The following is a 12,920-nucleotide window of genomic DNA, read 5'->3' as shown; positions in this document are numbered from 1 at the left end:
GATTCGCTCGGCGGCGGCGGTGCCTAACGTGGAAACGACCCACGACAAGGAGCCGCCCGATGAGCGTGTCACCAGCGAGCATCCCTGCCGCGAGCATCCACACCGCCCCCCTGCATGCTGCCCCCCTGCACGCAGCGAGCCTTCTCGACCCGACCGCGCTGCTCGAAGGTGCTGGACCCTGGGTGCTGGTCGTCGTGATGGCGATCGTGTTCATCGAGACGGGGCTGCTGTTCCCGTTCCTGCCCGGCGACACCCTGGTCTTCACGGCTGCACTGCTCGCCGTGCCGCTCGGCCTCACCCTGCCCGTGCTGGTGATCGCGGTCGCCGCAGCCGCCATCCTCGGGGACCAGACCGGCTACCACATCGGTCGTCGCTTCGGCGGGCGGCTGTTCAAGCCCGAGGCGCGCCTCTTCAAGACGAAGTACCGCGACCAGGCCGATGACTTCTTCACCCGATACGGTGGCAGGGCCCTGGTGCTCGCCCGTTTCGTTCCCCTGGTGCGAACGTTCGTTCCGCCGATCGTCGGCATGTCGGCGATGCCGTTCCGCTCGTTCCTCCTCTGGAACGGGATCGGCGGCGTCGCGTGGGCGCTGCTGCTGACGCTGGCCGGGTACTTCCTGGGCGGCATCCCGTTCGTCGCGAACAACATCGAGATCATCGCGGTGCTCATCGTGATCGTTTCGGTGCTGCCGATCGTCGTCGACGTTCTCCGCCGCCGTCGGAAGGCCCGCGCATGAACCTCCTCTTCGCCGTCATCCTCGGCGTCGTCGAAGGGTTCACGGAGTTCCTCCCGGTGTCGAGCACGGGCCACCTGACCCTCGCCGAGAAGCTGCTCGGGCTGCCGATCGACGATGCCGGTGTGACGGCGTTCACCGCGATCATCCAATTCGGTGCGATTCTCGCGGTCATCCTCTTCTTCCGCGCCGACATCGGCAGGTTGGTCGCGGCCTGGCTGCGGGGGCTCTTCGCGGCGGATGCGCGGCGGAACCCCGACTACCGCTTCGCGTGGCTCGTCATCGCCGGATCCGTGCCCATCGGTGTCGTCGGGTTCGCCGCCAAGGGGCTGGTCTCCGGGCCGCTCCGGAACCTCTGGGTCGTCGCCGCCGGACTCATCCTGTGGAGCGTCGTGATGTTCGTCGCCGAGCGTGTCGGCCGGCAGTCGCGACCCGAGGAGAGCCTCACGCTGAAAGATGCGCTGATCATCGGCGTCTTCCAGTGCATCGCCCTCATCCCCGGCGTCTCCCGGTCGGGCGCGACGATCTCCGCCGGGCTCCTGCGGGGGCTCGACCGGCTCTCCGCCACACGGCTGTCGTTCTTCCTGGCCATCCCCGCGCTGGTCGGAGCCGGTGCCTATGAGGGTGTCAGCGAGGCCGGCGCGGTGAGCTCCACCGTCGGCTGGCTGCCCGTCGTCATCGGCACGGTCATCAGTTTCGCCGTCGCATACGTCTCGATCGCCTGGCTGCTGCGGTTCGTCGCGCGGCACCCGATCACCGTGTTCATCTGGTATCGGGTGGCGCTCGGCGCCGTGCTGATGGTGCTCCTGGCGACCGGGGTGCTCAGCGCGACCTGATCGCGCTGCTGTTGTTGCTGTTGCAGCCGCCGTCGACGTCGCTGCTGTCTCGTCGCTGCGGCTGGTGCCGCGCGCGCCGATCGGCGCCCTCCACCTGCCTGTCAGGCGGGCTCGGATACGATGGCGCGGTGACCCCGACCCGACGCCAGTTCCTCGTCAGGAGGGTGGTGGTTCTCGGCATCCTGTTCATGCTCGTCGCGGCCGGCATCTACGTGCCCGTGGTGCTCACGGCGCCCCTTCCCGCGGCGGCTGTCACGCTCGAACTGCCCGCGGTGCAGGCGGCGCCGGCGGCAGCGGTCGCGACGCCGGCGCAGGGCTCGAGCGCGATCTCGCTCCAGGATTCGGCGGACGTGCTGGCCTCCAGCGGGCAGTCCGGACCGGTGCCGATCGCGAGTGTCACGAAGATCCTCACCGCGCTCGTGGTGCTGCAGGCGAAACCGCTGACGCTCACCGACGACGGGCCGAGCATCACGATGACCGCCGCCGACGTGGCGTTCCTCGATTCGACGCGGGCGGTCGGCGGATCGTACGTGCTCGTCAATGAGGGACAGGTTCTGACCGAACGGCAGGTCATCGAGATCATGCTGATGGAATCGGCGAACAACTACAGCGAGACACTTGTCACCTGGGCGTTCGGCTCGATCCCCGACTACCTCACCGCGGCGCAGGCCTTCATCGATGCGCACGGGCTCACCGGCACCCACGTCGTCGATTCGAGCGGACTCGATCCGGCGAGCGTCAGCACCACCACCGATCTGCTGGAACTGGCTTCGCTCGCGCTCGACAACCCCGTTCTGGCGGCGGTCGTCTCGACGCAGAAGGAGAGCATCCCGGGCCTCTCCGAGCTCACCAACACGAACACGCTGCTCGGTTCCGACGGGATCGACGGGCTCAAGACGGGCACGACGGATGAAGCGGGTTCGTGCCTGCTCTTCTCCGCCGACTTCACCGTGGCCGGCGCGCCGTTCAGCGTCGTCGGCGTGGTTCTCGGCGCCGCCAGTTCGGAGGCCGCTCGCCAGGCCGTGACCGCGCTGCTCGACAGCGCCAAACTCGGGTTCACGAGTGTTCCGCTGTCGACGGTGGGCCAGGTCGTCGGCAGTTACACGTCGGTGTGGGGTGCGACCGTGCCGGTCGTGGCGGCTCAGGATGCCTCCACCGTCGTCTGGTCGAGCACGCCGGTGAGCGTGGCCGGCGATCCGGTGTCGCTCAGCGAAGGTGACGCGGGAACCGCGGCCGGGGACCTGCGCTTCAGCGTCGCCGGGCAGACCGTCACCGTGCCGCTGCAGCTCGAGGCGGGGCTCGACGGGCCGGACCCGTTCTGGCGGCTCACCCACCCCGGCGAGCTGCTCGGCTGAGGCGGGCGCGCCCGGCGCCCCGCCCGCACCGCGCCCGGCCGCCGCCCCGCGCCCGCCGCCCCGCGCCCGGCGCCCGCCGCCCCGCCGCCCGCGCCCGGCCGCCGCCCCGCGCCCGCCGCCCCGCGCCCGGCGCCCGCCGCCCCGCCGCCCGCGTCCGGCCGCCGCCCCGCGGCCGCCGCGCCGCGCCCGCCGCCCCGCGCCCGGCCGTGCCCGCGTCGGGGCTTGCGCCGCGGTTTGTCGCTTCCGCGCCCGCGCGCGCAGGCGCGGTTGCGACAAATGGGCGCGCATCCGCCGAACGTGCCGTCTCCGCCCCGCCCCGCCCGCCCCGCGCCGCGCCGCCATGCCCCGCCCGCCCCGCGGCCGGCCGCCGCCCGCCGCCCCGCCCGCCCGCCGCCCCGCGCCCGGCCGCCGCGACCGTCCGCGCCAGCGTCGAGGCTTGCGCTTCGGTTTGTCGCTTCCGCGCCCGCCCGCGCAGGCGCGGTTGCGACAAACAGGCGCGCATCCACCGAACGCGCCGTCTCCGCCCGCCCGCCCCGATCCCGTCCGGCCCCCGCGGCGCCCGCGCTGCCGAGCTTGCGCCGCGCTTTGTCGCTTGCGCGCGCAAGCGCGGATGCGACAAATGGGCGCGTATGCAGCCGCCGCCCCGCTGCCGCCGCCCACCGCCCATCGTGCCCTGCCGCCCATTGTGCCGCGACGGCCGGCGGCCTCCGGGCCCCACCGCCGGCCCGCGCGCGGCGCCGCCGGCGGGCGGGGGCTCAGCCGCGCGCCACCCGACCCTCCAACTCGAGCAGCGCCGTCTTCGCCGCGAGCCCGCCGATGTACCCGCCGAGGCCGCCGTCGCTCCGCAGCACCCGGTGGCACGGCACCACGACGGGCAGCGGGTTCGTCGCGCACGCCGATCCGACTGCGCGCACGGCCCGCGGATTCCCGACGAGTAAGGCGACCTCCTTGTACGTCTCGGTGCTGCCGTAGGCGATCCCGGGCAGATGCCTCTGCACGAGTTGGCGGAAGCCGCTCGACAGTGACAGGTCGAGCGGAACGTCGAACACGCGACGGGTGCCGGCGAAGTACTCGTCCAGCTCGAAAGCCACGGCGTCGAGACGCTTCGGTGCGCGCAGGATCCGCGCACCGACCCGGGCCGCGAGCGTATCCAACACGGAATCGTGACCCTCGATGTCGTAGGCGACCCGCAGGAGGCCGGTCTCGGTGGCGGCGAGCAGCAGCGATCCGACGGGGGTGTCGACCGTTGTGTAGGCGAGGTCGAGGAGGCGGGCATCCAGAGCCTGCTGTTCGAGCCGGGCGTGCAACCGGGCGACGGCGCCCGCGAGTTCTGCGGATTCCGGCCCTCGGGGGCTGAAGTCGAATCCGGCGGACGTGTGGGCGGCGTTGGTCGTGTTCATCGCACGGCTCCTTCCAGATCGGTGTCGCGCTGGGGCTGGTAGACGAGGCGCAGGGCGCGCACTCCGTCGGAGGAGGCGCGGCGGGCCGCTTCGACGCTCCCTCCGAGAAGGGGGGCGACGTCGGCGAAGGGCAGCCCGCCGAGGTAGTGGTACGCGACCGCGAGCCGCTGCTTCTCGGGCAGTGAGCCGACGGCCTGCCAGAGCGCGAGGGAATCGAGGCGGTCCGCCGAGCTGTGGCTGTTGCCGTTGCGGTCACCGTTGCCGTCTGAGCTGCTGCCGGTTCTGGATGCCCGTTCCGGCACATCCTCGACGGCGATCGGCTGGCGGCTGCGCGCCCGGGTCGCATCGATCGCTTTGCGGTGGGCGATCGTGACGAGCCACGCCTCGACGTTCGCATCGTGTGGAAGCTCCGGATACGCGCCGAGGGCGGCGAGGAACGTTTCGGACCAGGCATCCTCGGCATCGGGCATCCCGAGCACCGCACGGCAGACGCGCAGCACCGTGGCGCCGTGCTCGGCGACCACTCTCTCGAAGGGCGGTTTCATGTTCACACTCTGTAGACGCTCGGACTCGCCGGAACGTGAGGTCTCGGTCGTGAACAGTCTGCCCGCTCGCGCCGGAATTGCACGCTGTTGCCGTAGTTGAGGCAATGTCAGTGGTTGGTGTTTGACTGCGGGTATGAACCAGCCAGCTGCTCCCGCACCCGACTTCTTGTCGGTGGTGTCGTGGGTTCTGGATGCCCGGCGGGGGTTTGACGCGTTGTTGGCGTCGGGCGGTGGGGCTGCCGCGCCCTGCGGGCTTGCCGACGACGAGCTGGTGGCTGCGACTGTGCAGGTGGAGTCGTTGGGCCGGATCGTCGATGGCCTGCGTGTGCGGATGGCTGGGGAGGTGGCGGCTCGTTCTGCTGCGGAGTTCGGGGCGGAGGGTCTTGCCCGGTCGCACAACGTGCGGTCGGTTCCGAAGTTTTTGGCGGCGATCACCGGTGCGCGGGCGGAGACGATCTTGAGCAGGATGAAGCTCGCCTCGCAGGTGCACACGAGCATGTCGTTGGTGGGGTTGCCGAACCCACCTCGTTTCCCGCAGGTTGCGGAGGCGCTGGCCCGGGGCGAGCTGGGGGTGGATGCGGCGACGTCGATTACGAGGCGTCTCTCCGGGGCCGCCGCGAAGATCGGGTTCACCGAAGAGATCTCGGCAGCGGAGGGTGACCTCGTGGCGTTGGCTCAGCAGACGTCGGGTAGTTTCGGGTATTCCGCGAACCAGGTGGATGATCTGGCTATCCGGTGCCGGGAACACCTCGACCCTGACGGTGCTGAGCCTCGCGAGGCGGACCTGCACGAGAAGCGCTACCTCGAGCTGAAGGCGCACCGCTCAGGCATGACCTCGATCCGGGGTCTGCTGTCGCCGTCGATGGCCGCGATCGTCGCGTCCGCATTGGAGCCGCACACGTCCCCGCGTATCGTCGCGTTCGAACCCGACCCGGCAGCACTCGGCGAGGCAAACGCGGCTGCCGCGGTAGCAGGCGCGGATGGCGCGGATGGCGCCGCCGCAACGGACGGCACCGTGGCCAGCACCTCCCCCACCGATCCCGCCGACGACGCGGGCGGCGCCCCGGACGCGCCGGTCGACGGTCTGACCGCGGATACCCGCACCACGGGTCAGAAGCGCGTCGACGCGCTCGTGAACCTCCTCCAGGCCGCGGCAGGACGGCCGGAGATGCCGCGCCTGAACGGTGCCGCACCGACCGTGAACCTCCACGCCACCCTCGACGACGTCGTCACCGGCCGCGGCATCGGCTGGATCGACGGCCTCACCGCCCCCGTCCCCTACTCAACGGTCGAGGCGCTGCTGTGTCACGGGGATGTGATCACGACCCTGTTCGGGGAACACGGCCAGGTCCTCCAGCACGGGAAGACCCGCCGCCTGTTCACCCCCGCCCAGAACCGCGCCCTCGCGGCACGGGACGGTGGGTGTGTGTGGCCGGGCTGCGACGCACCCCCGTCCTGGTGCGAAAGTCACCATGTCGACGGGTGGCTCTCCGACACGAACCCCGGCGGCCTCACGGACATCGACAACGGGGCGCTGCTCTGCCACTTCCACCATTCGAACGTGCACAAAACACACTGGAAACTCACCATCCGAAACGGCACCCCGCACCTCATCCCACCGGAGTGGCTCGACTGGACCCAAACCCCGAGGCCCTGCCAGCAGAACCGGGCACGACAGAAGACCGGCCACCACCCACCCGGCCCGCACAACCCTGCCCGGCACCGCCCACCACCGACCCCACCCCCGACACCACCGGCCGCCCGACAATCGAGCAACCCTCCACCCGGCGAGCCTCTACGTGACGACCCCCGACTCGGCCACCCCGAATGCGGCGCACCCCGACCAGGCGACCCCCGACCAGGCGACCCCCGACCCGGCGACCCTCGATCCGGCGAGCCACAATCGAGCGACCCATCCCCGGCCGGATGGTGGCTCGAACACCGCCAGAGCGACACGGGGTAGGAGGACACAGGGCAGGAGGACACCTGGTAGGACGGCACCGGGCAGAACCATGCCCATAATCCCAGCCACACCAGCCACACCAGCCGACCAGCTGCGGATCATGCGCCGCCTGCCGTCCGCACCACCGACCCGGCCACGCGCATCCAGAACCACACCCACCGACGGCGAGCCCGCAGGGCACGGCGGTGCCGAGTCAAGCTCCCACGTCACGCCCGGCGAAGCCCCGCGACGACCACCGCTACGCAGCCGAAGCGTCGATTGCTACGCAGCCGGGGCGTCGGCCGCTCTTCGGCGCTCGTGGTCCGCGCGCACGGTCAGGTACAGCCGGTGCGCAGTGATCACGAGTGCGAGCCACGCGGCACCGAGAATCCAGCCGGCGAGCACATCGGTGAACCAGTGGTGTCCGAGGAACACGCGACTGAGGCCGATGGTCAGGGCGAAGAGCGCTGCGGCGGAGATGATCAGCACCCTGTTCCGTACGCGATCCTGCCGCAGGATCAGGAGGTACGCGATGACCCCGGCCACGACCACCGCGTTGAGGGTGTGGCCGCTCGGGAACGAGGGCGAGAACTCATATGGCGGCACGGCGTCGCTGAGGGGTGGGCGTACGCGGCCGATGAAGTCTTTACCGGCGACGGTCATCAGCAGCGAGCCGCTCCCGGCCGCCACGATCAGGATGACCGGGGTCCAGGATCGGCGGTGGATGCCGAGCACCAGCAGGGTGCCGACGGCGATCACGGGCATCCCGATCGGCCCGGCGATGTCGGTGTAGCCCGTCACGATCGTGTCGAGCCAGGGGGAGCGCAGGGTGATGGCGAAGTCGAGCAGGGGCTGGTCCAACCCGGCGACGCCGTCGGAATCGGTGACGGCGTCGTACACCGCCACGGCGGCGATGCTGAGACCGATGGCGATGATCAGTCCGATGACGAGGATGACGATGAGGGTGGCGTTCGGGCCGAGCCGACGGTTCACGGCCTCGGCGACGCGCGCGGTCTGCCGTCCGAGGGCGGTATACCAGTGGGTCAGGTCGGTGCCGCCGATGCGGCGGTCCTCGCGGAGTTCGCCCGGTGGGCCCTGGAGTTCGTCGTCGGGTGTCATGACTGCGCGACCTTTCTTCTGCACAGAGTCTGGCACCGTGATCCGCAGCCGGTGGCCGGTTTCGGGTGCAATACTGCAACGCATGAGCGATGTGACGGATCTCGGCGAGGATGATCGCCGCGAATTCCCCGATCCACCCATCGTCGTGCGGGCCGGAGGTCGCACCTCACTTGCTGTGTTCGTTGCGGCGTGGGGCCTGCTGATCGTGTCGGTTCCGCTGTACGCGGCCTTCCTGCTCGGCACGCTGCCCGAGGTGCTCGTGATCCTCTCGAATCTGCAGGCGTCGTCCGCCCAGCGGAAGGCTGCCCGGCTGGAGCGACGCGGGCGCTGAGGTTACGGTCGCGGGCGCTCCGGCCGGGAATTCTGGATGCTCGCATTCAGCCCCCGAGCGGCCCGGAGCCCGGCGTGCGGGTGTCGTGCGCGAGGCCGGCCACGATTGAGGCGAGGGCATCGGTCGACGACACCTGCGGTTCCCACCCGAGCACGTCGCGCGCCCGCTCAGTGGACATGATCGGAACGGTGGCCGCGATGTCCACCCACCCCGGCGGCGTCGGCTGGATGCGGAGCCGCCAGGTCAGCCAGACGAGGAACTTCGCCGCCAGCAGCCGCACCGGCACGGCCCGGCGGGCACCGATCACCCGGGCGATGAGCTGCGGATCGAGCACCGGTTCGGCTGCGATGTTGAACGCACCGCCGGCCCGCCGTTCCACCGCGCGCCAGAACGCATCTCCGACGTCGCTGGCGTGGATCGCCTGGAACACCATCTGGGCCGGCAGTGGGATGACCGGCGGCCGCACATATTTCAGCCAGCCCATCGGCAGCCCGCCGAGGAAGAGCCCCGCGATCTCGTGGCCGGCACCCTCCTGGAAGACGAGCCCCGGCCGGAACCGGGTGAGTGTGATGTCGGGGTGTTCCTGCTCGAACTGGTCGAACGCCCTCTCGTTCACGGCCTTGTGGCGCGCATAGTGCGAGGTGTGGATGCCGCCGGTCGGCCAGGTCTCGTCTATCCGGCGGTGTTTCGGGCCGGGGCTGTATGCGCCGACCGACGATGCGACGAGCACATGGCCGACGCCTGCACCGGATGCTGCGTGCAGCACATTCGCCGTGCCCGTGACGTTGGTGCGCCACATGCTCCGCTCGTCGTGGCTCGGCTGCAGCGCCCAGCCGAGGTGGATGACTGCGTCGGCTCCGGCGAACGCCGTCGTCAGGGCTGCCGCCGCCGTGGGCGCGCCGATGTCGATAGTCTGCCATTCGGCCCCGGAGTACGGTTCGGCGTGCTCATCGGGTCTCCGACGGGCGATGCCGACCAGCTCGGTGACCTCGGGCGCGTCCTGCATTCGCCGGAGCGTCGCTGTGCCGAGGTTTCCTGTGGCTCCGACGACGACGATCCGCATGTTGCACCTCACCCTCGCGGCACGGGTAGCCGCTCATCCGATCGTCGCAGTTGCCGGCTTCGGCGGCCAATCGCGGCGGGGGGCTTGCGTGGCGGGGGCCTGCGTGGAGGGGAGCGCCTGTGTGGAGGGGTGCGCCGGTGTGGAGGGTGCGCCGGTGTGGAGGGGGCGCCGGTGTGGAGGCGCGCCGGTCCACGCCGCCAGCCCGCATCTACGCGGCCGAGGTGCCGAGCCGGGCGGCCGTCTCCGCCGCAGCCTCGTGTGCCGCCGCGAGTTCCGCGTTGCTGCGGCCCAGCTGCGGGGCGAGCGCGGCGACGCTGTCGGCGAGCGTCAGGTTCGTCTGGATGACGGTGATCTCCATGCCGAGGGCCGTTCCGAGGATGAGGCTCAGGGCGGGGATCTCGTGGTCCCAGTCGGCTGTCGGCGAACCCGCGTCGTAGGATGCTCCGCGGCTCGAGAGGATGACCGCGGGCCGGCCCTTCATGGGCTGCGTGTCGACGTCGAACGGGGCGGTGACCGCGGGAACGTGGATGTGGTCGATCCAGGCCTTGAGCGTCGACGGCAGGGAGTAGTTGTAGAGCGGAGCGCCCACCACGAGCACGTCTGCGGCGACCAGTTCCTCGATGAGCTCCGCCTGCAACGCCTCCGCTTCAGCGGGCGGGTGGGATCCCTCCGGCCGGAGCCGTGCCGGCCAGTGCAGCGAAGCGTCGGCGATGTGCGGCACCGGGTTCGCGTGCAGGTCGCGGTGCGTGATGGTGTTCGCCGGGTCGGCCTTCAGCCAGGCTTCGTCGAAGGTGCGGCCGATCGCCCGGGAGCGGGAGCGTTCCGGATCGGCGGACGAGTCGAGGTGCAGGAGATGGGCCATGTGCCCACGTTACCGGCCCGGGTGGCTGAGACGAGCGGCGCGGAAGCTCAGCCCTCACCCCTCATCACGGCGAACACTGCGCCCTGCGGATCGGCCAGCACGGCCATGCGCCCGATGCCCGGGATGTCGAACGCCGGTTGTAGAACCCGGCCGCCGAGTTCTGCAGCCCTGGCGGCCGTCTCGTCGGGGCTGTGCGCTCCGAAGTAGACCAGCCACGCGTTCGGCTGGTCGGCTGCCTGCTTGGGCATGATGCCGGCAGAGGACTTCCCCTCGACGAGCAGCTCGATGTACGGGATGCCGTCGACGTCGGAGGTCTTCGCCTCCACGCCGGTGACGGCACTGTAGAAGTCGGCCGCCCGGGCCGGATCGTCGGCCTGCAGCTCATGCCAGATCGGGGCGCCGTGCTGGTTGACCACAGCCGATCCGATGTGACCGGTCGTCTGCCACAACCCGAACTTCGCTCCGCTCGGATCGAAGGCGATCGTCATGCGGCCCGACCCCGGGATCTCATCGACGGGGAACAGCACGGTGCCGCCGGCGTCCGTCACCCGCCCGGCTGCCGCGTCAGCGTCGTCAACAGCGAGGTAGGTCTGCCAGGCCGGCGCGTCGCCCTCCATCGCGGGCGCAAGCTGCATGAGGCCGGCGACGTTCCTGCCGTCGATCGTGCTCATGTAGTAGGTCGCGTCGCCGGGCATCGGGTAGGAGCCGTACGACCAACCGAACAGCTCACCGTAGAACGTTCGTGCGCTGTCGACATCGCTGGTGATGAGGTCGATCCAGCAGGGTACTCCCTGCGCGTAGCCCTCGACTGTTGACATGGTCCACGCCTTTCGTCTCATCGACGCCGCTCGTCGATGAGGGAAAAGCTACTCCGGCCGGGGAGCGCGCGACAAGCGATCACGCCAAAATTGTGGACAGCGTTCACAAACCACTGCCTGTGGACGAGAAGATGAGGGCGTCAGTTGACGATGTGGTCGAACACGATGCTGGTGCGGGTCGCGGCGACGGCCGGGTGCGCCGAGAGATTCGAGACGACGAACTCCCGCAGGTGGTCGCTGTCGCGGGTCGCCACGTGGATCACGAAATCCTCCGCACCGCCGAGGAAGAACAGCTCGACCACTTCCGGCCGGGTGCGGATCTCGTCGCTGAACGACGACAGGTTGTGCCGGGCGCCCGACTTGATGCTGACGCTGATCAGCGCCTGCAGGGTGAAGCCGAGGGCGGCGGCGGAGATGCGCGCGGTGTAGCCCGTGACCACCCCGCGCTCCTCGAGCGACCGCACCCGCGCGATACAGGTCGACTGCGCAATGCCGGTCAGCTCCGCCAGTCGACTGTTGGGCATCCGTGCGTTCGCCTTGAGGAGCTCGACGAGCCGGCTGTCGACGTCGTCGAGCGGCCCGGACGCCCGCGGATTGTTCGTCGTAACCATCGGCTTCAGCCTCCTTCCCAGAAGAATACTGAGGCTCTGGATGATTCCGCAGCAGTTTCTGCGGAATTAATGAGTCTGAAACGCGGGATTCGCAGAATGGACACAGGTATCAGCGAGCGAGCGAGAGAAGACGAACATGCGCGTGGGCATCCCGAGCGAGGTCAAGAACAACGAGGAACGCGTGGCGATCACGCCCGCCGGTGTGCACGAGCTCGCCCGCCGCGGTCATGACGTCGTCGTGCAGGCCGGCGCCGGCCTCGGTTCGCGCATCACCGATGACGACTACGTCGCCGCGGGGGCGAGCATCCTCGCCACCGCCGACGAGGTCTGGGCGCAGGCCGATCTGCTGCTGAAGGTCAAGGAGCCCATCGCCAGCGAGTACGACCGGCTGCGGAGCGGGCAGGTGCTCTTCACCTACCTGCACCTCGCCGCCAGCCGTGAGTGCACCGACGCGCTGCTCCGCTCGGGCACGACAGCCATCGCCTACGAGACCGTGCAGCTCGAGAACCGCAGCCTCCCGCTGCTCTCGCCGATGAGCGAGGTCGCGGGCCGGCTCTCGGTGCAGGTCGGCGGCTACCACCTGATGAGCGCGGCGGGCGGGCGCGGCATCCTGCTCGGCGGTGTGCCCGGCACCCGCAAGGCGAAGGTCGTCGTCATCGGCGGCGGAGTCGCGGGGGAGCACGCCGCAGCGAACGCGCTCGGCATGGGTGCGGACGTCACCGTGATCGACCTCTCGCTGCCCCGCCTCCGCCAGCTCGAGGTGCAGTTCGGCGGGCGCATCCAGACCCGCGCGTCGAGTGCCTACGAGATCGCGGCGCAGGTGCGGGACGCCGACCTCGTGGTGGGCTCCGTACTGATCCCGGGTGCCGCCGCGCCGAAGCTCGTCACCGATGAGATGGTCGCCGCGATGAAGCCCGGTTCGGTGCTCGTCGACATCGCGATCGACCAGGGTGGCTGCTTCGAGGGCTCGCACCCGACGACCCACGACGACCCCATCTTCCCGGTGCACAACAGCGTCTTCTACTGCGTGGCGAACATGCCGGGTGCCGTTCCCGAGACGTCGACGACCGCCCTCACGAACGCGACGCTGCCCTACGTGCTGACGCTCGCCGACAAGGGCTGGCAGCGCGCGATCGCCGACGATGCTGCGCTCGCCCGCGGGCTCAACGTGCACGACGGGCAGGTCACGAACGCGCTGGTCGCCTCGGCGCTCGGCCTTCCGTTCGCCGCGCCGGAGACGTTCGCGGCCTGACCGTGACACCGCGGCCGTAGCCGCGAGTGCGCTCCGCCCAGTGAGCACGCTT

13 protein-coding genes are annotated in these 12,920 nt (G+C 70.4%); 6 read left to right on the top strand and 7 right to left on the bottom strand.

Annotation, left to right across the window (positions count from 1 at the left end):
- Positions 1-59 precede the first annotated feature (59 nt).
- From FB464_RS13770 to FB464_RS13760, 3 genes are all read left to right on the top strand, one after another.
- Positions 60-737 carry a VTT domain-containing protein gene (locus FB464_RS13770; RefSeq protein ID WP_116413343.1) on the top strand — a complete coding sequence of 226 codons (678 nt, stop codon included), beginning with the start codon at positions 60-62 and terminating at the stop codon, positions 735-737.
- The gene (locus tag FB464_RS13765; RefSeq protein WP_116413344.1) at positions 734-1,570 is read left to right on the top strand and encodes an undecaprenyl-diphosphate phosphatase; all 837 of its coding nucleotides are present in this window, start codon (positions 734-736) and stop codon (positions 1,568-1,570) included. The genes FB464_RS13770 and FB464_RS13765 overlap by 4 nt, the downstream gene beginning before the upstream one ends.
- 128 nt (positions 1,571-1,698) lie before the next feature.
- Complete coding sequence (locus FB464_RS13760) at positions 1,699-2,925, top strand: D-alanyl-D-alanine carboxypeptidase family protein (RefSeq protein ID WP_142206711.1); 1,227 nt, start codon at positions 1,699-1,701, stop codon at positions 2,923-2,925.
- 755 nt (positions 2,926-3,680) lie between these two features.
- On the opposite strand, the gene FB464_RS13755 is transcribed toward FB464_RS13760, so the two are convergent.
- The gene (locus FB464_RS13755; protein ID WP_116413346.1) at positions 3,681-4,325 is read right to left on the bottom strand and encodes a methylated-DNA--[protein]-cysteine S-methyltransferase; all 645 of its coding nucleotides are present in this window, start codon (positions 4,323-4,325) and stop codon (positions 3,681-3,683) included.
- Positions 4,322-4,870 (bottom strand): RNA polymerase sigma factor, encoded by a 549-nt coding sequence (locus tag FB464_RS13750; RefSeq protein WP_116413347.1) that lies wholly within the window; start codon positions 4,868-4,870, stop codon positions 4,322-4,324. The genes FB464_RS13755 and FB464_RS13750 overlap by 4 nt, the downstream gene beginning before the upstream one ends.
- 133 nt (positions 4,871-5,003) lie before the next feature.
- Between FB464_RS13750 and FB464_RS13745 the strand changes: the two genes are divergently transcribed.
- Positions 5,004-6,833, top strand: coding sequence for an HNH endonuclease signature motif containing protein (locus tag FB464_RS13745; RefSeq protein ID WP_116413348.1), 1,830 nt, complete (start codon positions 5,004-5,006; stop codon positions 6,831-6,833).
- A gap of 261 nt (positions 6,834-7,094) precedes the next feature.
- Here FB464_RS13745 and FB464_RS13740 read toward each other — a convergent pair whose 3' ends face one another.
- Complete coding sequence (locus FB464_RS13740) at positions 7,095-7,931, bottom strand: phosphatase PAP2 family protein (RefSeq protein ID WP_116413349.1); 837 nt, start codon at positions 7,929-7,931, stop codon at positions 7,095-7,097.
- A gap of 82 nt (positions 7,932-8,013) precedes the next feature.
- Here FB464_RS13740 and FB464_RS13735 point away from each other — a divergent pair, with 82 nt between their 5' ends.
- Positions 8,014-8,262, top strand: coding sequence for a hypothetical protein (locus FB464_RS13735; RefSeq protein ID WP_116413350.1), 249 nt, complete (start codon positions 8,014-8,016; stop codon positions 8,260-8,262).
- A gap of 46 nt (positions 8,263-8,308) precedes the next feature.
- On the opposite strand, the gene FB464_RS13730 is transcribed toward FB464_RS13735, so the two are convergent.
- From FB464_RS13730 to FB464_RS13715, 4 genes are all read right to left on the bottom strand, one after another.
- Positions 8,309-9,325 carry an NAD-dependent epimerase/dehydratase family protein gene (locus FB464_RS13730; protein WP_116413351.1) on the bottom strand — a complete coding sequence of 339 codons (1,017 nt, stop codon included), beginning with the start codon at positions 9,323-9,325 and terminating at the stop codon, positions 8,309-8,311.
- A 208-nt stretch (positions 9,326-9,533) separates the two neighbouring features.
- Positions 9,534-10,187: an FMN-dependent NADH-azoreductase gene (locus FB464_RS13725; protein WP_116413352.1), complete on the bottom strand. Its 654-nt coding sequence runs from the start codon at positions 10,185-10,187 to the stop codon at positions 9,534-9,536.
- A gap of 47 nt (positions 10,188-10,234) precedes the next feature.
- Entirely contained in the window at positions 10,235-11,005 is a 771-nt protein-coding gene (locus FB464_RS13720) for a VOC family protein (protein ID WP_170151829.1), read from the bottom strand.
- Positions 11,006-11,145: 140 nt separating this feature from the next.
- Positions 11,146-11,616 (bottom strand): Lrp/AsnC family transcriptional regulator, encoded by a 471-nt coding sequence (locus FB464_RS13715; protein WP_116413354.1) that lies wholly within the window; start codon positions 11,614-11,616, stop codon positions 11,146-11,148.
- 136 nt (positions 11,617-11,752) lie between these two features.
- Between FB464_RS13715 and ald the strand changes: the two genes are divergently transcribed.
- A complete protein-coding gene (gene ald / locus FB464_RS13710) occupies positions 11,753-12,868 on the top strand; it encodes an alanine dehydrogenase (RefSeq protein ID WP_116413355.1) in 1,116 nt (371 codons plus the stop codon).
- The last annotated feature ends 52 nt before the right edge of the window (positions 12,869-12,920 follow it).

It is taken from the genome of Subtercola boreus (assembly GCF_006716115.1).
GTDB classification, from domain to species: Bacteria; Actinomycetota; Actinomycetes; order Actinomycetales; family Microbacteriaceae; genus Subtercola; species Subtercola boreus.
This window is presented reverse-complemented; position numbering and strand designations above follow the sequence as displayed.